At 42.2% G+C, this 19,800-nt stretch carries 19 protein-coding genes; 15 read left to right on the forward strand and 4 right to left on the reverse strand.

The window, feature by feature from the left end:
• Positions 1-18: 18 nt before the first annotated feature.
• The 6 genes from O3622_RS02155 (at position 19) to O3622_RS02180 (ending at position 5,973) form a co-directional block, all read left to right on the forward strand.
• The gene (locus tag O3622_RS02155) at positions 19-726 is read left to right on the forward strand and encodes a CPBP family intramembrane glutamic endopeptidase (protein WP_084881337.1); all 708 of its coding nucleotides are present in this window, start codon (positions 19-21) and stop codon (positions 724-726) included.
• 75 nt (positions 727-801) lie between these two features.
• A complete protein-coding gene (folP, locus tag O3622_RS02160) occupies positions 802-1,776 on the forward strand; it encodes a dihydropteroate synthase (RefSeq protein ID WP_185758132.1) in 975 nt (324 codons plus the stop codon).
• 1 nt (position 1,777) lies between these two features.
• Positions 1,778-3,100, forward strand: a complete 1,323-nt coding sequence (locus tag O3622_RS02165) for a folylpolyglutamate synthase/dihydrofolate synthase family protein (RefSeq protein WP_125384871.1) — start codon at positions 1,778-1,780, stop codon at positions 3,098-3,100.
• Positions 3,081-3,635 (forward strand): GTP cyclohydrolase I FolE, encoded by a 555-nt coding sequence (gene folE / locus O3622_RS02170; protein WP_000380916.1) that lies wholly within the window; start codon positions 3,081-3,083, stop codon positions 3,633-3,635. The genes O3622_RS02165 and folE overlap by 20 nt, the downstream gene beginning before the upstream one ends.
• Before the next feature lie 240 nt (positions 3,636-3,875).
• A complete protein-coding gene (gene folK, locus O3622_RS02175) occupies positions 3,876-4,697 on the forward strand; it encodes a 2-amino-4-hydroxy-6-hydroxymethyldihydropteridine diphosphokinase (protein WP_049520595.1) in 822 nt (273 codons plus the stop codon).
• Positions 4,690-5,973 carry a hypothetical protein gene (locus O3622_RS02180; RefSeq protein ID WP_049520596.1) on the forward strand — a complete coding sequence of 428 codons (1,284 nt, stop codon included), beginning with the start codon at positions 4,690-4,692 and terminating at the stop codon, positions 5,971-5,973. The genes folK and O3622_RS02180 overlap by 8 nt, the downstream gene beginning before the upstream one ends.
• A 50-nt stretch (positions 5,974-6,023) precedes the next feature.
• Here O3622_RS02180 and O3622_RS02185 read toward each other — a convergent pair whose 3' ends face one another.
• The gene (locus O3622_RS02185) at positions 6,024-6,341 is read right to left on the reverse strand and encodes a DUF960 domain-containing protein (protein ID WP_000886045.1); all 318 of its coding nucleotides are present in this window, start codon (positions 6,339-6,341) and stop codon (positions 6,024-6,026) included.
• A 203-nt stretch (positions 6,342-6,544) separates the two neighbouring features.
• Between O3622_RS02185 and ccpA the strand changes: the two genes are divergently transcribed.
• Positions 6,545-7,555: a catabolite control protein A gene (gene ccpA, locus O3622_RS02190; RefSeq protein ID WP_049477755.1), complete on the forward strand. Its 1,011-nt coding sequence runs from the start codon at positions 6,545-6,547 to the stop codon at positions 7,553-7,555.
• 203 nt (positions 7,556-7,758) lie between these two features.
• On the opposite strand, the gene O3622_RS02195 is transcribed toward ccpA, so the two are convergent.
• On the reverse strand, positions 7,759-8,721 hold the full coding sequence (locus O3622_RS02195) for an asparaginase (protein WP_007519608.1): 963 nt from the start codon (positions 8,719-8,721) through the stop codon (positions 7,759-7,761).
• Positions 8,722-8,786: 65 nt separating this feature from the next.
• Here O3622_RS02195 and O3622_RS02200 point away from each other — a divergent pair, with 65 nt between their 5' ends.
• Together O3622_RS02200 and O3622_RS02205 are read left to right on the forward strand one after the other, a co-directional pair.
• On the forward strand, positions 8,787-10,178 hold the full coding sequence (locus tag O3622_RS02200) for a Cof-type HAD-IIB family hydrolase (protein WP_371606953.1): 1,392 nt from the start codon (positions 8,787-8,789) through the stop codon (positions 10,176-10,178).
• Positions 10,179-10,674: 496 nt separating this feature from the next.
• The gene (locus tag O3622_RS02205; RefSeq protein WP_371606954.1) at positions 10,675-12,642 is read left to right on the forward strand and encodes a CAP domain-containing protein; all 1,968 of its coding nucleotides are present in this window, start codon (positions 10,675-10,677) and stop codon (positions 12,640-12,642) included.
• A gap of 122 nt (positions 12,643-12,764) precedes the next feature.
• On the opposite strand, the gene O3622_RS02210 is transcribed toward O3622_RS02205, so the two are convergent.
• The gene (locus tag O3622_RS02210; protein ID WP_000079161.1) at positions 12,765-13,217 is read right to left on the reverse strand and encodes a universal stress protein; all 453 of its coding nucleotides are present in this window, start codon (positions 13,215-13,217) and stop codon (positions 12,765-12,767) included.
• 166 nt (positions 13,218-13,383) lie between these two features.
• On the opposite strand from O3622_RS02210, the gene O3622_RS02215 reads away from it, so the two are divergent.
• The 3 genes from O3622_RS02215 to rpmH all read left to right on the forward strand — a co-directional run bounded on the left by O3622_RS02215 (position 13,384) and on the right by rpmH (position 15,321).
• A complete protein-coding gene (locus tag O3622_RS02215) occupies positions 13,384-13,683 on the forward strand; it encodes a hypothetical protein (protein ID WP_371606955.1) in 300 nt (99 codons plus the stop codon).
• 144 nt (positions 13,684-13,827) lie between these two features.
• Positions 13,828-15,042, forward strand: a complete 1,215-nt coding sequence (locus O3622_RS02220) for a pyridoxal phosphate-dependent aminotransferase (RefSeq protein WP_000666454.1) — start codon at positions 13,828-13,830, stop codon at positions 15,040-15,042.
• 144 nt (positions 15,043-15,186) lie between these two features.
• The gene (gene rpmH, locus O3622_RS02225; protein WP_000831905.1) at positions 15,187-15,321 is read left to right on the forward strand and encodes a 50S ribosomal protein L34; all 135 of its coding nucleotides are present in this window, start codon (positions 15,187-15,189) and stop codon (positions 15,319-15,321) included.
• A 181-nt stretch (positions 15,322-15,502) separates the two neighbouring features.
• Here the strand turns inward: rpmH and O3622_RS02230 are convergent, their stop codons facing one another.
• Complete coding sequence (locus tag O3622_RS02230; RefSeq protein ID WP_371606956.1) at positions 15,503-17,347, reverse strand: APC family permease; 1,845 nt, start codon at positions 17,345-17,347, stop codon at positions 15,503-15,505.
• 151 nt (positions 17,348-17,498) lie between these two features.
• On the opposite strand from O3622_RS02230, the gene O3622_RS02235 reads away from it, so the two are divergent.
• From O3622_RS02235 to O3622_RS02245, 3 genes are read left to right on the forward strand one after another with little or no spacing between them, the layout of a single operon-like run.
• Entirely contained in the window at positions 17,499-18,272 is a 774-nt protein-coding gene (locus O3622_RS02235) for a TatD family hydrolase (protein WP_084860356.1), read from the forward strand.
• Positions 18,272-18,835 carry a ribonuclease M5 gene (gene rnmV / locus O3622_RS02240; protein WP_049519771.1) on the forward strand — a complete coding sequence of 188 codons (564 nt, stop codon included), beginning with the start codon at positions 18,272-18,274 and terminating at the stop codon, positions 18,833-18,835. The genes O3622_RS02235 and rnmV overlap by 1 nt, the downstream gene beginning before the upstream one ends.
• An 11-nt stretch (positions 18,836-18,846) precedes the next feature.
• Positions 18,847-19,701 (forward strand): SDR family NAD(P)-dependent oxidoreductase, encoded by an 855-nt coding sequence (locus O3622_RS02245; protein WP_371606957.1) that lies wholly within the window; start codon positions 18,847-18,849, stop codon positions 19,699-19,701.
• Positions 19,702-19,800: the final 99 nt, after the last annotated feature.

Below are 19,800 nucleotides of genomic sequence, written 5' to 3' on the forward strand. Positions count from 1 at the left end.
CTTATAAGGAGGTACATCATGAAAGATAAGACGATTTGGCAAGAGGTTTTGAACAGAGGGAAATGGGTGCTCATCCTTTTGGTAGCTTTTGTTCTATCTCAATTTCCCATAGGACTTGCTTTGTTTTTAGCAAACAAACAGTTTCCGATTTTACAGTCAGGGCTCTTAGTAGGTGCCCTATCCATAGTCGTTTTGATTGTATTCATTATTGGTGCACGAAAAACACAACTTGCTACTTTTAATCTATCCTTTTTTAAGGCAAAAGACTTGGCTCGCTTGGTACTGAGTTATCTGGTGATTTTTGCGACAAATCTCTTGGGTTCACTCCTGCTTCGACTAACAAATGAGGCAACAACCAATAACCAATCAATACTGAATGGTTTGGTTCAGAATAGTTCCTTGATTTCAACTTTCTTCCTACTAGTCTTGATTGCGCCGATTTGTGAAGAAATTTTGTGTCGTGGAATTATTCCAAAAAAGATCTTCCGTGGAAAAGAAAAACTAGGTTTTGTTGTTGGTGCAATCGTCTTTACCTTGCTCCATATGCCAACCAATCTACCTTCTGTGATTATTTATGGAGGAATGTCAACGGTTTTGACTTGGACAGCCTATAAGACTGAGCGTTTGGAGATGTCCATTTTGCTTCATATGATTCTCAATGGTATTGCATTTTGTTTGTTGGCCTTATTGGTGTTGATTAGTAGAAATCTAGGTCTATCATTCTAAACTATTGGCCCGCTTGGAAAAGATGAATACTAGCGTGTTCATCTTTTTCTTTTTATGGTAAAATAGAAAGATAATATGGTGAAAAACCTTGAGGGAGTGACCGATATGTCAAGTAAAGCTAATCATGCAAAAACAGCTATTTGTGGAATTATCAATGTAACACCAGATTCTTTTTCGGATGGTGGGCAGTTTTTTGCTCTTGAGCAGGCGCTCCAGCAAGCTCGTAAATTGATAGCAGAAGGAGCGAGCATGCTAGATATCGGTGGAGAATCGACTCGGCCGGGCAGTAGCTATGTTGAAATAGAAGAGGAAATCCAGCGTGTTGTTCCAGTGATTAAAGCTATCCGTGAGGAAAGCGATGTCCTCATTTCTATTGATACATGGAAAAGTCAGGTGGCAGAGGCTGCCTTGGCTGCTGGTGCCAATCTGGTCAATGATATCACGGGTCTCATGGGAGATGAGAAAATGGCGGATGTGGTTGCTAAGGCTGGAGCGAAGGTGGTTATCATGTTTAATCCAGTTATGGCTCGTCCTCAGCATCCTAGTTCGCTCATCTTTCCTCATTTTGGTTTTGAGCAAGCTTTTACAGAGGAAGAGTTAGCTGACTTTGAAAAAGTGCCAATCGAAGACTTGATGGAGGCTTTCTTTGAACATGCTCTAGCGAGAGCGAACCAAGCTGGAATTGCAAGAGAAAATATTCTGCTGGATCCAGGGATTGGCTTTGGTCTGACCAAGAAGGAAAATCTACTCCTTCTACGTGATCTGGATAAATTACACCAGCAAGGCTATCCGATTTTTCTTGGTGTTTCGCGTAAGCGATTTGTCATCAATATCCTAGAAGAAAATGGCTTTGAAGTTAATCCTGGGACCGAACTTGGTTTCCGCAATCGAGACACAGCTTCGGCTCATGTAACCAGTATCGCTGCGAGACAGGGTGTGGAAGTGGTGCGCGTGCACGATGTTGCCAGTCACAGGATGGCAGTTGAGGTTGCGTCAGCCATTCGTTTGGCAGATGATGCAGAAAATCTAGATTTAAAACAATATAAATAAGATGAACGAAATTCAAAACAATCAGTGGATTGCCCACTACCGGACGGACCAACCACATTTTGGTTTGGAGCGAATGGTGGAACTCCTAGCTCTGCGAGGCAATCCCCAGCTCAAACTCAAGGTCATCCATATCGGAGGGACCAATGGCAAGGGGTCTACAATTGCTTTTTTGAAAAAGATGCTGGAAGGGCTAAGCCTGAGAGTTGGGGTGTTCAGCTCGCCCTATCTCATTCATTATACGGATCAGATTAGCATTAATGGGGAATCCATTCCCGAGGCTAGGCTAGAAAACCTCATGGCAGACTATCAGTCTTTGCTTGAGGGGGAATCTGCTGACAATTTGCAGGGAACAACCGAGTTTGAGATTATCACAGCTCTAGCTTATGATTACTTTGCCTCAGAACAAGTTGATGTGGCCATCATGGAAGTCGGCATGGGTGGTCTTTTGGATAGTACCAATGTTTGCCAGCCAATTTTAACAGGAATTACGACTATTGGACTGGATCATGTGGCCCTACTTGGTGACACCTTGGAAGCCATAGCAGAGCAGAAGGCTGGTATTATCAAACAAGGTATTCCCTTGGTGACAGGTCATATTGTTCCTGAAGCCTTGACTGTGATCGACCCTATTGCAGAATCTAAAAATGCTCCTAGACTTGCCTATGGGAAAGATTACCAGGTCAGTCATCAAAAGAGTGTAGTGACGGGTGAAATCTTTGATTATACCAGTTCTGTCAGACAAGGTCGTTTTCAAACAGGTCTGCTTGGCTTGCACCAGATAGAAAATGCGGGGATGGCGCTTGCTCTCTTAGACACTTATTGTCAGGAGACTGGGCGAGAATTAACAAGTAATGACTTGGTTGCTCAAGCTTTGAAAGAGACCAGATGGCCAGGGCGTTTGGAGGTCGTGTCTAGCGACCCCTTGATGATTTTGGATGGGGCCCACAATCCCCATGCTATCAAGGCTTTACTAGCAACCTTACAAGAACGCTTTGCGGATTATCATAAGGAAATCCTCTTTACCTGCATCAAAACCAAGGCCTTGGAGGATATGTTGGATTTGCTAGAAACGGTGCCAGATAGTCAATTGACTGTAACCCATTTTGACGATAGTCGGGCGACGGATGAAAGCGTGCTGAAAGAGACAGCCAAGTCTAGAAATCTCAATTACCAAAGTTGGCAGGATTTTCTAGAGCAGAAATTGACAGATAAAAATGAAGAGAAACAAACAGTTAGGATTATCACAGGTTCCTTGTATTTCTTGAGCCAAGTGAGAGCCTATCTGATGGAGAGGAAGAACGAGAATGGATACACAAAAGATTGAAGCAGCTGTAAAAATGATTATCGAGGCTGTTGGTGAGGACGCTAACCGCGAGGGCCTGCAGGAAACACCTGCTCGTGTAGCCCGTATGTACCAAGAGATTTTTTCAGGTCTTGGCCAAACTGCTGAGGAACACCTGTCAAAATCCTTTGAGATTATCGATGACAATATGGTAGTAGAAAAGGATATTTTTTTCCACACCATGTGTGAACACCACTTCTTGCCTTTTTATGGGAGAGCGCACATTGCCTATATTCCAGATGGTCGGGTGGCAGGCTTGTCCAAGCTAGCCCGTACGGTTGAAGTTTATTCTAAAAAACCACAGATTCAAGAACGGTTGAATATTGAAGTGGCCGATGCCTTGATGGACTATCTGGGGGCTAAGGGAGCCTTTGTTGTCATTGAGGCCGAGCATATGTGTATGAGCATGCGTGGTGTCAGAAAACCAGGTACTGCGACTTTGACAACAGTCGCTCGTGGTCTATTTGAAACAGATAAGGACCTCCGAGACCAAGCTTATCGTTTAATGGGACTATAATACTCTTTGAAAATCAAATTCAAACCACGTCAGCTTCACCTTGCCGTAGGTATGGTGACTGACTTCGTCAGTTCTATCCACAACCTCAAAACAGTGTTTTTAGCTGACTTCGTCAGTTTTATCTGCAACCTCAAAACGGTGTTTTGGGCAGCCTGCGGCTAGCTTCCTAGTTTGCATTTTGATTTTCATTGAGTATAAAAAGAATCCGCTTTGGGCGGATTTTTCTAGAAAGGACAAGTTATGGATCAACTGCAGATTAAAGATTTGGAAATTTTTGCCTATCATGGTCTTTTCCCTAGTGAGAAGGAATTGGGGCAGAAGTTTGTTATTTCCGCAAGCTTATCTTATGATATGACCAAGGCGGCTACAGAATTGGATTTGACAGCTTCTGTCCACTACGGAGAACTGTGTCAGCAGTGGATGACTTGGTTTCAGGAAAGCACTGAGGATTTGATTGAAACGGTAGCCTACAAACTAGTAGAGCGTACCTTTGAGACCTATCCTCTGGTCCAAGAGATTGAACTGGAACTCAAAAAACCTTGGGCTCCAGTGCATTTACCATTGGATACCTGCTCGGTGACCATTCGCCGTCGCAAGCAGCGAGCTTTTATCGCCTTAGGAAGCAATATGGGGGACAAGCAAGCCAACTTGGAGCAAGCCATTGACAAACTGCTAGCTCGTGGCATCCATATTCTCAAAGAGTCCAGTGTCTTAGCGACGGAGCCTTGGGGTGGTGTGGATCAGGATAGCTTTGCCAATCAGGTGATTGAAGTAGAAACCTGGCTACCAGCACCAGTCTTGTTAGAAACATTATTAGCCATCGAGTCAGAAATGGGACGGGTGAGAGAGGTGCATTGGGGGCCTCGTTTGATTGATTTGGACCTACTCTTTGTGGAGGACCAGATCATTTACACAGACGAACTCATCTTGCCTCATCCTTATCTAGCAGAACGCCTCTTTGTTCTTGAGTCGTTAGTGGAAATAGCTCCCCATTTTATCCATCCGATCCTAAAGCAACCAATTCGATACTTGGTTGACCAGTTGGAGCAAGAAAATGCCTAAGCTTTCTGAAACCTATAGCAAGTGGAAGAGTATTGGGGAGGGACTACTTGCTATTGTTTTAGGGCTTCTCTTGATTCGTTTTGGACAAGTTATTCCACGAATGGGGTACCAGTTGCTGCTGGGCTACTTTTCCTTGTCAGCAGTTTGGCACTTGTTGACTCGCTGGTTTCAGGATAAAAAACGTCGGGAAAATATCTTTGTAACCTTGGGAAAGCTGGCGGTTGCGGCTCTGGTGTTTGACTCTATCATCTTGCAAGACCTTGCCCTCTATCTCCTGGTTTTTATCATTGCGAGCTACCAGCTGTTTACGGGCATCATTAGTCTTGTGACCTGGTCTCTCTATCGAAAAAATGCCATTCATCCTCGCCTCCATCATCTCTTCGATGCTGTATGGATGATAGGATTCGGTCTTTATAGCATCTCTCCTTTTCACGATGCAGCGAATTTTGAATTGCTCTTGCTTGGGTTTTACTTGCTCATGCTAGGAGCTAGTAGCCTCCGGGACGGTTTCTTTTTTGAAAGGATAGAAAACAATCCCAAGCTGAAACGACGTATGCGAATGACTCTGCCGATCTTTGTGACGGCTCTGATTCCTATCAGCACCTTGCGCAAACTAAATGAGTGGCTGGCAAATCATGAAAGTCAAGAAGGGGAAGTTCATTCAGAAAGAAAAAACGACCAGACGGTTGATCTGGAAATTTTTGTCCATACCTCAGAAACCTCTTTCTTCCTTGCTATGGGACATGTGGATATTTGTTATCAAGGGACAGTTATTTCCTATGGTTCCTATGATCCCCACTCGGAGCGTTTATTCGGTATGGTTGGAGATGGTGTTTTGTTTAAGGCCAATCGGGAAAAATACATCGAACTCTGTAAGAGGGAAAGTCAGAAGACCTTGTTTGCTTATGGTCTGAGTTTGACGGACCAACAGAAAGCAGCCATCCAAGCTCGCCTAGCAGAGATAGAAGACCTGTTAATTCCTTGGGAACCAAGCTCGCAGTTGATGAAAAGAAGAGAGGGTGAGGTCAAGCATACCTACTCCTACCAACTGAAAGAGGAAGCAGATGCGACCCTCTATAAATTCAGCTCATCCGAGTTTAAGACCTACTTTGTTCTCAGTACCAATTGTGTTCTGCTAGCAGACTCTATTGTGGGAAAAGCTGGGACGGATATATTAAGTCCCCAAGGTTTCATTGTACCGGGGACTTATCAAGATTACCTTGATTTAGAGTATACAAAACCCAATGGTCTAGTAGTTAGTCGCTCTATTTATTAGAAAAAGAAAACTCTAGTTCCTCAGCAGTTTGCGCTGAGAAGCTAGAGTTTTTAAAATAGGTCATTTTCTTCTGGAAGGAGGATGGTTTCTCTGCCGTCTAGGTCTAAAACAAGGACCCTAGGAGGGTAAAGCGGATCGAAAGGATGATTAAAATCAAAATCGATGCTAGTCGGAAGATGCTGGCTAGAAAAATGGAAGGTGATGGTCCCCTTATTGTTGAGCAGTTGAAACTCAAGTTCTTCTTCTAATTCAAATACATTTTTCAGGAAATGATCGATAATATACCATAAAGAGTCAATGACATCGTCAGGCAAGCTGGTCACGACACCAAAACTAGCGGATCGTCTCTGTGTATTTGTAAAAGCCATGTTTTCATCCCCCTTTATTTTCCTTATCATACAGCAAAATGTCTTAAAAATCAAGAAATCCTACTCGTTTTTTCAAAATGGGAATAAACTGTGAAATTTTTTCAAAGTTTCTCTAAAAAATACTTGAAAGTGTTTACAATAAGTGATAAAATGGAGTAAGTAGATGCGTGAAAGCGAAATTTTCATTATAGAAAGGAAACGGAATGAACACAGATGATACAGTAACGATTTATGACGTCGCCCGTGAAGCAGGAGTTTCAATGGCAACAGTTAGCCGTGTCGTTAATGGCAACAAGAATGTTAAAGAGAACACTCGAAAAAAAGTCCTAGAAGTGATTGATCGCTTGGACTATCGTCCAAATGCGGTAGCACGTGGTTTGGCAAGCAAGAAAACAACGACAGTCGGAGTTGTGATTCCGAACATTACCAATGGTTATTTCTCAACGCTTGCTAAGGGGATTGACGACATTGCTGAAATGTACAAGTATAACATTGTCCTAGCAAATAGTGATGAGGATGATGAAAAGGAAGTTTCAGTAGTTAACACTCTCTTTTCAAAACAAGTCGATGGGATTATCTTTATGGGCTATCACTTGACTGAAAAGATTCGTTCAGAGTTTTCTCGTTCACGGACACCGGTTGTTCTTGCTGGTACTGTGGATGTAGAACACCAACTTCCAAGTGTAAATATCGACTACAAACAAGCAACGATTGATGCCGTGAGCTATCTTCTCGAAGAAAACGAAAAGATTGCTTTTGTGAGTGGACCACTCGTCGATGATATCAATGGTAAGGTTCGTTTGATTGGTTATAAGGAAGCCTTGAAAAAAGCTGGACATTCTTATAGCGAGGGCTTGGTCTTCGAATCAAAATACAGCTATGACGATGGCTATGCCTTGGCAGAACGCTTGATTTCATCACAAGCTACAGCCGCAGTTGTAACAGGTGATGAATTGGCTGCGGGTGTGTTGAATGGTTTGGCTGACCACGGTGTGTCTGTGCCAGAAGAGTTTGAAATCATTACGACAGATGACTCTCAGATTGCACGATTCACTCGTCCAAACTTGACAACTATTGCCCAACCTCTTTATGACTTAGGTGCTATCAGCATGCGTATGTTGACTAAGATTATGCATAAGGAAGAGTTGGAAGAACGCGAAGTTCTCCTACCTCATGGTTTGACAGAACGCCGCTCTACACGAAAACGTAAATAGAAAAAATCAGGGAATCATGAAGATTTCCTGATTTTCTTTCTAGAGAAGGAGTTATACTCAATGAAAATCAAATAGCAAACTAGGAAGCTAGTCGCAGGTTGCTCAAAACACTGTTTTGAGGTTGTGGATAGAACTGACGAAGTCAGTAACCATACCTACGGTAAGGTGACGCTGACGTGGTTTAAAGAGATTTTCGAAGAGGATTAGCCTTCCATATAGTCTTTCAAAGCCTGTCCTTTTAGTCCAGCATTAAGGGCAATTAATAATTTGAGGCGCGCTTTTTGAGCGTTGAGTTCTTTGACAAAGAAAACACCAGCTCGTTGCAACTGCACTCCTCCACCTTGGTAGGCGTAGACAGGTTCAGCAATGCCATTAAAGCACCGTGAGACCAGGGCGACTGGGATTCCTTTCTGGAGGAGATTTTCCAACTTTTGAGCTGTTTCTTTGGGAACATTGCCTGCTCCAAAAGCCTGAATGACTAAGCCATCCAGCTGTTCCAAGTCTAACATATCGATCAGCTCGTCTGTCATACCGGCATAGGCTGAGATGATGGGAACTAGACCTTGAATATGCTCAAGATCAAAGCGGACACGAGGTTCAGCCGTTTTAAAGTAGAGGATTTCTTGCTTCATGATGAGGCCAAGTGGTCCATGTGTTGGGGTTTGAAAGGTGCTGACGTTGGTCGTATGAGTTTTGGTAACATACTTGGCTGCATGAATCTCGTCGTTCATGACGACCAGCACACCCTTGTCGGCTGCTTTATCATCGCTGGCAACTCGTAAAGCGCTCAGATAGTTATAAACACCGTCGCTACCAAGTTCGTTTGAACTACGCATGGCCCCGGTTAGAACGATGGGGATGGGCGGGATTTTCATGGTATCAAGGAAGTAGGCTGTTTCTTCTAAGGTATCTGTACCATGTGTGATGACAACTCCATCGTAGTTATCAGCTTCCTCTTTAATCTTATGATAGAGTGCAAGCATATGCTTGGGTTTGATATGAGGGCTTGGCAGATTAAAAAAGTCTAGGGCATGAACCTCAATCCCTTCAAGCGGATTGGAAACATGGTTCATGGGATTGTCCTGGCTAGTTACAACGGCACCAGTGGCATCTGCTTGCATGGAAATAGTCCCACCTGTATGTAAAACAAGGATTTTCTTAGGCATGATTTAGTCACTCTTTCTGAAATGTGGTATAATCATTGTAACACAAAAGGGGAGAATGGGACAGGATGGAAGTCAAGGCTGTTTTTTTTGATATCGATGGAACGCTAGTCAACGATCGCAAGAGTGTTTTGAAATCCACTAAGGACGCGATTAAGATTGTCAAAGAGCAAGGAGTGCTTGTTGGAGTAGCGACAGGACGAGGGCCGTTTTTTGTCAAGGAATTGATGGAAGACTTGGACCTAGACTTTGCGGTGACCTACAATGGCCAATACATTTTTAATAAAGAAAAGGTGCTCTTTGCGAGTCCGATTGCTAAGTCAAGCCTGCGTCAACTGATTGCTTACGCTAAAAAGGAGCGTAAAGAAATCGCTCTTGGAACCGAGCACGCCGTTGTTGGTTCGAAAATTATGTCATTTGGTCTCGGATCCTTTTCCCAACTGGTTAGTCGTTTTATTCCGACTGTGCTGACAAGAACCGTTAGCCGTTCCTTTAATCGAATGGTTAGCAAGGCAGTTCCTCAAAAGGAAGACGACCTGCTTAACTTGATTAATCAACCCATTTATCAAGTTTTGATGCTGATGACGCCAGAAGAATCTGAGAAGGCAGCAAGTGATTTTGACGACTTGAAATTAACTCGAAGCAATCCTTTTGCAGCAGATATCATCAACCAAGGAAATTCCAAATTAGAAGGCATTCGCCGAGTCGGGAAAGAATATGGTTTTGATCTCAATCAAGTCATGGCCTTTGGTGATTCAGACAACGATCTGGAAATGTTGGCGGGTGTTGGGATGTCGGTTGCTATGGGGAATGGCAGTAGCAGTGTTAAAGAAGTTGCTAAGCATATTACGGCAAGTAATCAACAAGATGGTATCCACAAGGCGCTCGAGCACTTTGGTGTTTTGGCTTCAGAAAAAGTGTTTGTCAGTCGAGACTACCACTTTAATAAGGTCAAGACCTTCCACCACATGATGGATGAACGAACTCAAGAAGAGCCACAGGCATGGGATGCTGAAGGTGCAACCCACCGCGCAGATTTTAAAATTGAAGAATTAGTAGAGTTTGTTCGCTCAGCAAGTTCTTCGGAGGAAGAATTCCAAGACTCCCTTGCAAGCATGCATGAGGCACTTGATAAGGCGGCAGAGAAAGTGGCGAAAAAGACACCTGCTAAGCAAAATTTGGTCGGTCAAGTGGATGCTTTGATTGACACACTGTATTTTACATACGGTAGTTTTGTTTTGATGGGAGTAGACCCAGAACGCATTTTTGATATTGTCCATGAAGCAAATATGGGGAAGGTTTTCCCTGATGGGAAAGCTCATTTTGATCCAGTTACACACAAGATTTTAAAACCAGAAGACTGGGAAGAAAAATATGCTCCAGAACCTGCCATTCGACAGGAACTACAACGTCAGTTTAAAGCTTATGAGCGACATAAAGAAAGAAAAAATAAAAAATAAGAGAAAATTCTTTTCCCTGGATGAAAAATTCGGGGATTTTTTGAGCTGAAAAACCGAACAATTTTATATATATCACTAATTATTATTAGCATATTTATGCTAGAAAAAGAAAAGAAAAAAATGAAAAGATAGTGAAAATAAAGCAACAGGAAATTACATTTCTTACAAAGAATAGTTAAAAAGCTAGATATATTACTGATATATCTAGCTTTTCTTTTAAAAAACATCAAAAAAAGACAAGTCAAATTATTTGATATTTGAAAGTTTATGTGTTAGAATAAATTCAGAAAGCGAATAAATATAAAATCCTCATGCTACTACAATATGCTCTTTTTTAAGACAGAAAGTCAACTTGTTTATTTCAGGCCTGTTAACAAGTTGATGTGAGGAGTTCACTCTAGCTTTGAGGTTTAGTTATAAAATTGTGCACAATTGCTTTCCAAATTTTTATTATTTTAATTTTCAAGTTTAAAAATTAAAGAATTAAGAGGTTGAAATGAAGAAAAAATATACCTATTTGACAGCTTCTGTTTTAACAGCTGTAACAATGCTTCCAACTTTTGCACCAAGTGAAGCTCACGCTGCTTACAATTGGAATGGAAATAATAGTTACTATACAAGAACTAGCCGTCGTTCAAGCAATCGTACTTCTAACCGTACTACTGCAAATCGTAGCCGTACATCAAACTATACTGTAAGAAGTTACGGCTACAATAGTTATTACCCAAGCTATAACTATGGCTACAATAGCTACTACCCAAGCTATAACTATGGATATGGTAGCTATTACCCAAGTTACAACTACGGTTACAATAATTGGAATAACTACTATGGCTATGACAACAGTAGCAACTACTATGGTTATAACTATTGGAATAATTACAACAACCTTGCTAGCGATGAAAACTATATTTACTGGAATGGCAATCACTACTACCGTATGAACGACGGTAGCTACCGTATTTATCGCAACGGTCAGTGGAAACCTTTGACAAACAATAGTAATAACAACTCATCTACTAACAACTTGGAAAACGATCCTCACTATCGTTACGAAAATGGTTACCATTACTATGTATTGGACAATGGTGATTATTACTACTACCAAAATGGTAAGTGGGTATTGGTGAAAGATTCTGCTGATACAACACCAGCACAACCGGCAACACCTGCTGAACCAAAACCAGAACAACCAACAACTCCGGTTGAGCCAGCACAACCAAGTCAACCTGAAGTTCCTGCTCCAACACCAGCAGAACCAGAGACTCCAACACCAGCACCTAGTGATAAACCTGAAGAGCCAACAACACCAGCTGAGCCACAACCAGCAACTCCAAGTGTTGACCTACCAGAAAATCCACCAATTAATGGTGCTGATAGTGAATTTGATCCATTCAAACCATCTACAGAAACGCCAGCGGAACCAAAACCAGAAACACCAGCAACTCCAGCTATCCCAACAACACCAGGTTTGGTAACGACTGATGAACCAAGTGAAAACCAAATCCCTGATTATGTTGAAAAACCAGCTGAAGGATTGGAATACTTGGCTTGGGCACCAAATGGACAAACTCCAAAATTGGTTTACCCACCAGGTAAACCAGGTGACGCAGTCCTCAAGAATGATAAAAACTACTACTTCGACGGTAGTGCACATTACTACTATGTACCATCTAACTCAGAGCGTACAGGTTACTCAGCATACTGGAAGTGGCTTGGAGGAAAATGGAAACTTCAAGGGATGACTGATCCAAACGATCCAGCTCGTGATCCAAAACTTCACGAAAACACTGCTGATGACGAGTACATGTACAGTGACAAGAACTCTAGCGTGAAACTTTACTCAACTAACTTGGTAACGACTGCTAAAGCAGGTCAAGCATTGCCATTCAAGAATGTTGAAGAGTTCAAAAACTATGTCATCGAAAAAATGAATCCTAAGTTCCTTGATAACTCTGGTTGGGATGCTAAAGTTGAGTGGGAAATCGAAGATCCAGAAATCTTTGAGAAGACGAAAGAAAACCCATACGCTAAGGACTATGTCTTGATTGCAAATCTCAAGAGTGGTGTCGAAGACAAGAAATACAGTGATGTAGAATTTGGTTATGTGAAGTTTGTTTACCGTGTTGAAGCAACAAACGATACAAACTATGACTATGTTTCAAAAGCGAAAGAAGCTTTCGTTAAAATCAATGAAGAGCGTAAAGCTCAAGGATTGAAAGAATTGACTTGGTCTGAAGACATTTATCAAAATCAAGCACTTCCGAAAGTAAATGAAATTTCACGTCAATACGATAGCACAGGCTTTATAGGACGTCGTGATGAAGATGCTGCTGTTGTCGTTAAGAAATGGGCAAACAGTGGTTTGAGAGACTTGCTTCTCGATCCAAATGTCACTGAAGGAGCTGTAGCAGCAGTAGTTGATGGAAACGGTGTATACTACTGGGCATACAGTTACAAATAATTCAATCTTTTGAGATTGACTACTTTCTAAATAAGATTGAGGCTTTAAACTATTGTTTAAAGCCTTTTTCTGACCCAATCAGGACAAACAAAAAGGAGCCCAAGGCTCCCTTTTTTTAATGATTACAATGTTTTTTCTCTTTCTCTCACGACCAGCAAATCGACTTTTGCATGGCGAAGAATGTACTCAGATGAAGAGCCAACCAAGAGGCGTTCAAAGGCATTGAGCCCTGTTGCACCAACGAGAATCAGGTCGACATTTTCTGCGTCTGGAATAGTACGGGCAAGGAGGGTTTTTGGATTTCCCATTTCGATGACGATGTGAATATCGGTCACACCAGCATCTCTTGCGCGCTTTTCGTACTCCTTCATCAGACTTTCAGCATCGACTTGGAGTTCTTCGTAAACTTCAGCATCAAAGGTAGACACGCTTTGAAGAGCGCGTGTGTCGATAACATGGGCAATGGTGAGCTTGGATTCGTTGCGTAGAGCAGTGTAAACACCTTTGACGAAAGCCAAATCCGCTTCTTTAGAACCATCAATTGCGACCATAACATTTTGGTAACGTTGTGCCATAATGAAACCTCCTGAAATTTTCTTACTGTTATTGTAACCCTTTTCACTAAAGAAGTAAAGTAAAAATCATATTTAAATAAATATTATCGGAGATTCAATTTGGTGGAGATATGTTAAAATAAAAGAAAACGAGCTAGTAGGAAATACAGCGAGGGGATGAGAAAGTATGAAAGATTTTGTTCAGACTTCTAAAAAAATAAGTTTTCTTTATCATGGAATTATCCTTGCGTCACTTGTAGGTGAAGTAGTGATGCTTTGGCAGCTGGAAAGAGTCATGCCCGTTCTCTATCCAGGTTTTGTTGGATTTCTTCTCTTTCACCTAGTCTACCACATCATTTTATTTGTGATTGCAAAGAGAAGTTGTCGCTTGGACTATTTGGTCATGTGGGGGCTCTTTCTCATGTTTAATCTTTTGTATGATTCTTTTATAGCGCTGATCTTTCTAGGTTTGTCTTTTGGTATGTGAGAAAATACTTCTGTATTCTAGTTGTTTAGACGGTGAGAACCTAGTCGTTGTGAGTTTTTTTCTTTGCTTGCTCATTTCAGGAAACTTGTCGCAATCCCTTTCTAGTGGTATAATGTTACTATCTCGATGAATTGAGGAAACAAGATGAAAGAATATAACAAGTCTAGTAAGTTAGAGCACGTTGCCTATGATATCCGTGGTCCTGTTTTGGAAGAAGCCATGCGGATGCGAGCAAACGGAGAAAAGATTTTACGTCTGAATACAGGGAATCCAGCAGAATTTGGCTTTACAGCGCCAGATGAGGTCATTCATGACTTGATTATGAATGCGCGTGATAGTGAGGGATATTCTGACTCCAAAGGGATTTTCTCAGCCCGCAAGGCCATCATGCAGTATTGCCAACTGAAGAAATTTCCCAATGTGGACATTGATGATATCTACCTCGGAAATGGTGTCAGTGAGCTGATTGTTATGTCCATGCAAGGGCTTTTGGATAATGGCGATGAGGTCTTGGTGCCTATGCCAGACTATCCTCTCTGGACAGCCGCGGTCAGCCTAGCTGGGGGAAATGCCGTTCACTATATCTGTGATGAAGCTGCAGAATGGTACCCAGATATTGACGATATTAAGTCAAAAATTACTTCCAATACCAAGGCAATCGTCCTTATCAATCCGAACAACCCAACTGGAGCCCTTTATCCTAAGGAACTCTTGTTGGAGATTATTGAGATTGCTCGTCAAAACGATTTGATCATCTTTGCGGATGAAATTTATGATCGCATGGTGATGGATGGGCATGTACATACGCCTGTGGCAAGCTTGGCACCTGATGTTTTCTGTGTCAGCATGAATGGTCTGTCAAAATCTCATCGCATCGCTGGTTTCCGTGTAGGATGGATGGTCTTGTCTGGTCCTAAGCACCATGTCAAGGGCTATATCGAAGGTCTCAATATGCTATCCAATATGCGTCTTTGCTCTAACGTTTTGGCCCAGCAAGTCGTACAAACATCACTAGGTGGGCACCAGTCAGTGGATGAATTGCTCCTTCCTGGTGGACGGATTTACGAGCAAAGAAACTTCATTTACAATGCCATTCAAGATATCCCAGGTTTGTCTGCGGTCAAGCCGAAGGCGGGTCTTTATATCTTCCCTAAAATTGACCGCAATATGTACCGCATCGATGATGATGAACAGTTCGTTCTTGATTTCTTGAAGCAGGAAAAGGTTCTCTTGGTTCATGGTCGTGGTTTTAACTGGAAGGAACCAGACCATTTCCGTATCGTTTACCTTCCTCGTGTGGACGAATTAGCGCAAATCCAAGAAAAGATGACACGTTTCTTGAGTCAGTATCGTAGATAAGGCTTTCATAGGGAAAAGCAGGAAACATTTCCTTAGAGCTATTGACAAATAGGTAAGAATCAGATAGAATAGTAAAGTATGTTTAGTAACTGATCACTTTATAGCCGGCTAAACGAATACAAAATCTATGAGGAGGTATTCATCGTGAAACGTACTTATCAACCAAGTAAACTTCGTCGTGCGCGTAAACACGGATTCCGTAACCGTATGTCAACTAAAAACGGTCGTCGCGTATTGGCAGCTCGTCGTCGTAAAGGACGCAAAGTTTTGGCTGCTTAATCCAAACGAATTCAACAAAGAAGTCAGTAGGAACTCGAGTCTACTGACTTTTCTTTTTATCTTAAAGGGTGCATTGTCCTTGAAATCGGTCATTTCAGATGAAATTCATGGAGTGCTCGTTTAAAAGGTCACATACAAAAAACTCAAAACCAGATATAAGTAACTGATTTTGAGTTTTTGTTTATTCTTTTAAGTGATAAGAGTAGCTAGCGACAACGACGTCTTCATGCCATCTGAGAGCGTATTTTAGTTTGAGGCTCATTTGATTGTGCAGGATATTTTGCCAAGGCTTGTTAGGGATAAACTGTGGGACAAGGACTGTAACAGTGTAGTTTTTTTGCTTAGCTTCTTGGGCGATTCGTTTGACATACTTAACGCTAGGGGTGATGATGTCGCGGTAGCTAGTATTGATATTCTTCAGAGTGATATTTGGGAAGTAGTCGGCAAATTCCTGAAGAATTTCTTGGTCTTTTTCGGCCGTTTCTTTAGTAGAAATGTGCATGGCTAACACTTCGTCACCGATACTTTGAGCGTAGTTAATGGCTCCGACACTTACTCGAGTAACATTTCCTACTAGGACAAGGACAAGATTACCGTCATAAGTGCGCTTTTCAACTCCTTCGTAGAGTCGCAGTTGTTTTGCCACTTTTTGGTAATGGCTGTGAATGGACAAAAAGAGGAAAGTTAAAACTAGGATAATTGGGAAGAATGGCCAGATATCACCCAGTCTGAAGAGGAGTAAAATGAGGACAATAGCATAACAAATGATGGCCCCAAGGATATTAGCAAAGGCAGGTTTTAAGAAGTTTGCTCCTTTTTCCTTTTTCCAATGGCGAATCATCCCAGTCTGAGAGAGGGCAAAGGGAACGAAGACCCCGATAGTATAAAGAGGAATCAAGCGTTCAGTATTCCCGTTAAAAATGAGAAGAAGGATCATAGCTCCAAAAGCCAGAGTTAAGATACCGTTGGAGTAGCCAAGGCGATCCCCCTTTTCCATAAAGAGATGGGGCATGTACTTGTTTTTAGCCATATTGTAAGCCAGCATAGGGAAGGCTGAAAAGCCAGTATTTGCAGCTACAGCTAGAATCAAGGCTGTTGAGAACTGGAAGAGATAGTAGCTAGCATGACCAAAGAATGAATCACCAAGAATGCCCTTGGCCATTTGCGAGAGGATGGTTTCTCCATTTTGAGGAGTGATACCCATCCAGTAGTTTAGGAAGGTAATGCCCGCAAAAAGAAATCCTAAAATGAGCGACATGATGGTCAGGGTCTGAGCAGCGTTCTTTTCTTTCGGAGTTTTGAAAAATGGTACCGCATTTGAAATAGCCTCAACCCCTGTCAGAGAGGCAGAGCCACTGGTAAAGGCTCTCAATAGGAGAACGATGGAAAGGCTCGGAACGGTTTGCCCAATGGTTGAAGTCGCCTGGTAGTTTAGGGACCCTGTAAATAGTTGAAAGAACCCATAAAGCAAGAGAAAGACGGTACTGAAGATAAAGAGGTAGACGGGAATCATCAGAGAGCTGGCAGATTCTTTCAAACCTCTTAAATTCAAGAGCATGAGCAGACAGACTAGGAAAATAGAGATATGAAGATTATAGGGATGGAGGGCAGGGATGGCTGCAGTAATAGCATCAGCTCCAGACGCAACGGATACGGCTACTGTCAGCATATAGTCAACAAGGAGGCTGCCCCCTGAAATCAAGCCTAGTTCAGGAGAGAGATTTTCCCGAGTGACCATATAAGCCCCACCACCTTGAGGATAGGCGTGAATAATTTGACGATAGGAAACGGTCAAACTAGCGAGGAGTAAGAGGACAAAAATACCGATAGGGAGGCTCCACCAAATAGCGAGAGGAGAGAGACTGACTAATACGAGAATGACTTGTTCAGGTCCATAGGCAATAGAAGACAGGGCATCACTGGATAACATTGCAAGTGCCTGCATTTTTCCAAGTAATCCCCCTTCGCCGTCTGTGAGAGACTTGAGTGGTCGACCGATAAAGGTATATTTTAATTTTCTAAACATTTTCTTTTCCTTTGCTGAAAATTTCAATAAGTGTTATTATACTGCTTTGAAAAAGGGCAGTCAAGGGAGAATGATTGGTATTAGAATATTTTTACAAGCCGAGGGATGCTATTTTTGGTATAATAGATGGAAGAAAATGAGGTTAGAAGAGATGATTTTTGATACGCACACACATTTAAATGTAGAGGAATTTGCAGGACGTGAGTCCGAAGAAATCGCCTTGGCTGCTGAGATGGGTGTGACACAGATGAATATTGTTGGTTTTGATAAGCCAACCATTGAGCGAGCCCTAGAGTTGGCAGATGAGTATGAGCAACTCTACGCAACTATTGGCTGGCATCCGACGGAAGCAGGGACTTACACAGATGAGGTCGAAGCTTACTTGCTTGAAAAGCTAAAACATCCCAAGGTTGTTGCTTTAGGTGAGATTGGTCTGGACTATCACTGGATGACAGCACCTAAGGAAGTACAGGAGCAGGTTTTTCGTCGTCAGATTCAGCTGTCTAAGGACTTGAATTTGCCCTTTGTGGTCCACACTCGTGATGCGCTAGAAGATACTTATGAGATTATCAAGAGCGAGGGCGTTGGTCCTCGTGGTGGAATTATGCATTCATTTTCAGGCTCTTTGGAGTGGGCTGAGAAGTTTGTCGAGCTTGGCATGACTATTTCTTTCTCAGGTGTAGTGACCTTTAAGAAAGCGACGGATATCCAAGAGGTTGCTAGGGAACTTCCTTTGGATAAAATCCTCGTTGAGACAGATGCCCCTTACCTGGCTCCGGTTCCTAAACGTGGTCGCGAAAATAAAACAGCCTATACACGCTATGTGGTGGACTTTATCGCCGACTTGCGCGGGATGACTACTGAGGAGTTAGCCGCAGTAACAACTGCAAATGCAGAGCGTATCTTTGGATTGGACAGCAAGTGATGAAAGAAAAAATTTCCCAAGTCATCGTAGTCGAAGGACGGGATGATACAGCCAATCTTAAACGTTACTTTGATGTGGAGACCTATGAAACACGAGGTTCTGCCATTAATGACCAGGATATAGAACGCATTCAGCGCCTGCATGAACTGCATGGAGTCATTGTCTTTACAGATCCAGATTTTAATGGGGAACGCATTCGTCGCATGATTATGACGGCCATTCCAACTGTGCAGCATGCCTTTCTCAAGCGAGATGAGGCTGTTCCCAAATCCAAGTCCAAGGGACGTTCTCTGGGAATCGAACACGCCAGCTATGAAGACCTAAAAGCAGCGCTGGCTCAGGTGACAGAGCAATTTGAAAACAAGAACGAGTTTGACATCAGTCGTGGTGACTTGATTCGCCTAGGTTTCCTAGCGGGAGCAGACAGCCGTAGACGCCGAGAGTATCTAGGCGAACAGCTTCGCATCGGCTATTCCAACGGCAAGCAACTCCTCAAGCGCTTAGAGTTATTTGGGGTAACCTTGGCAGAAGTGGAAGAAGTGATGGCTAAGTATTCAGACTAACGGAGTCAGAAATGAAAAAAGTGATTATTACGGGTGGCAATAGTGGTATTGGCTATCAGGCTGCAAAACAATTAGCTGAAAATGGGTGGTCAGTGACTCTGTTTTGTAGACGGAAAGAAGCGGCTGAGCAAGCCTGTGAGAAAATCCGCCAACAAACAGGAAATCCGCATGTAGATTATATCTTGGTTGATTTATCTGATATGAAGAGTGTCAGGGAAGCAGCGGAACAGTATATTCAAAAAGAAGACTTTCTAGACGTTCTAATTAACAATGCAGCTGACTTTGATTTGTCAGTTAAAAAGCCCATCCTGACTAAGGATGGTTTAGAAAAGCAATTTGCGACCAATGTTGCCGCCCCTTTCTTGCTTTCTATCTTGTTGAAAGGTTTGTTAGAAAAGTCTGAGAGTGGTCGGATTATTAATATTTCTTCTCAAGGGCTGATACTCTATCCTTTCATGAAACTTGATTTTGAAAATTTATCTGGTCAAAAACATTACAGTCCTGCTAAGACCTATTATCAAAATAAACTGGCCTTGTTGATGTTGTCACTTTATATGCGAGAACATTGGGAAGGTATCAAGGTTCAGGCAATCCGTGTGACCAATGTCAAAGTAGATATGCGTCGCTACAATCACCTCAGCGCTTTTATGAAAAATCTGTATAAAATTAAGTCAAAACTTTCGATTAGTCCTGAAGAAATGGCCAAAGTTTATACAGCTTTATCTACAGAAGATCGCTATGAAGGATTTTTGTATGACGAGAAATGCAAGGAAGTAAAAGCAAATGCACCTGCTTACGAAGAAGAGGAGCAAGCAAAACTCTATTCTTTGCTTGAGCACCTGACTTTCTCAAGAGACAATCCATAAAGGATGAGAAAAATAAATTTCATGGACTGCTTCAATAGTGGAAAGAAATTCAGATATTTAACTCTGTTTGGAGTGACCTTGGCCGAAGTGGAAGAAGTG

The sequence above is a fragment of the Streptococcus sp. 27098_8_51 genome (assembly GCF_041432205.1).
Classification (GTDB): domain Bacteria; phylum Bacillota; class Bacilli; order Lactobacillales; family Streptococcaceae; genus Streptococcus.

Excerpts from the sequence above, each read along its gene's own strand:
- O3622_RS02155 (WP_084881337.1), top strand. The coding sequence starts at position 19 with ATGAAAGATAAGACGATTTGGCAAGAGGTTTTGAACAGAGGGAAATGG.
- folP (WP_185758132.1), top strand. The coding sequence starts at position 802 with ATGGTGAAAAACCTTGAGGGAGTGACCGATATGTCAAGTAAAGCTAAT.
- O3622_RS02165 (WP_125384871.1), top strand. The coding sequence starts at position 1,778 with ATGAACGAAATTCAAAACAATCAGTGGATTGCCCACTACCGGACGGAC.
- folE (WP_000380916.1), top strand. The coding sequence starts at position 3,081 with ATGGATACACAAAAGATTGAAGCAGCTGTAAAAATGATTATCGAGGCT.
- folK (WP_049520595.1), top strand. The coding sequence starts at position 3,876 with ATGGATCAACTGCAGATTAAAGATTTGGAAATTTTTGCCTATCATGGT.
- O3622_RS02180 (WP_049520596.1), top strand. The coding sequence starts at position 4,690 with ATGCCTAAGCTTTCTGAAACCTATAGCAAGTGGAAGAGTATTGGGGAG.
- O3622_RS02185 (WP_000886045.1), bottom strand. The coding sequence starts at position 6,341 with ATGGCTTTTACAAATACACAGAGACGATCCGCTAGTTTTGGTGTCGTG.
- ccpA (WP_049477755.1), top strand. The coding sequence starts at position 6,545 with ATGAACACAGATGATACAGTAACGATTTATGACGTCGCCCGTGAAGCA.
- O3622_RS02195 (WP_007519608.1), bottom strand. The coding sequence starts at position 8,721 with ATGCCTAAGAAAATCCTTGTTTTACATACAGGTGGGACTATTTCCATG.
- O3622_RS02200 (WP_371606953.1), top strand. The coding sequence starts at position 8,787 with ATGGAAGTCAAGGCTGTTTTTTTTGATATCGATGGAACGCTAGTCAAC.
- O3622_RS02205 (WP_371606954.1), top strand. The coding sequence starts at position 10,675 with ATGAAGAAAAAATATACCTATTTGACAGCTTCTGTTTTAACAGCTGTA.
- O3622_RS02210 (WP_000079161.1), bottom strand. The coding sequence starts at position 13,217 with ATGGCACAACGTTACCAAAATGTTATGGTCGCAATTGATGGTTCTAAA.
- O3622_RS02215 (WP_371606955.1), top strand. The coding sequence starts at position 13,384 with ATGAAAGATTTTGTTCAGACTTCTAAAAAAATAAGTTTTCTTTATCAT.
- O3622_RS02220 (WP_000666454.1), top strand. The coding sequence starts at position 13,828 with ATGAAAGAATATAACAAGTCTAGTAAGTTAGAGCACGTTGCCTATGAT.
- O3622_RS02230 (WP_371606956.1), bottom strand. The coding sequence starts at position 17,347 with ATGTTTAGAAAATTAAAATATACCTTTATCGGTCGACCACTCAAGTCT.
- O3622_RS02235 (WP_084860356.1), top strand. The coding sequence starts at position 17,499 with ATGATTTTTGATACGCACACACATTTAAATGTAGAGGAATTTGCAGGA.
- rnmV (WP_049519771.1), top strand. The coding sequence starts at position 18,272 with ATGAAAGAAAAAATTTCCCAAGTCATCGTAGTCGAAGGACGGGATGAT.
- O3622_RS02245 (WP_371606957.1), top strand. The coding sequence starts at position 18,847 with ATGAAAAAAGTGATTATTACGGGTGGCAATAGTGGTATTGGCTATCAG.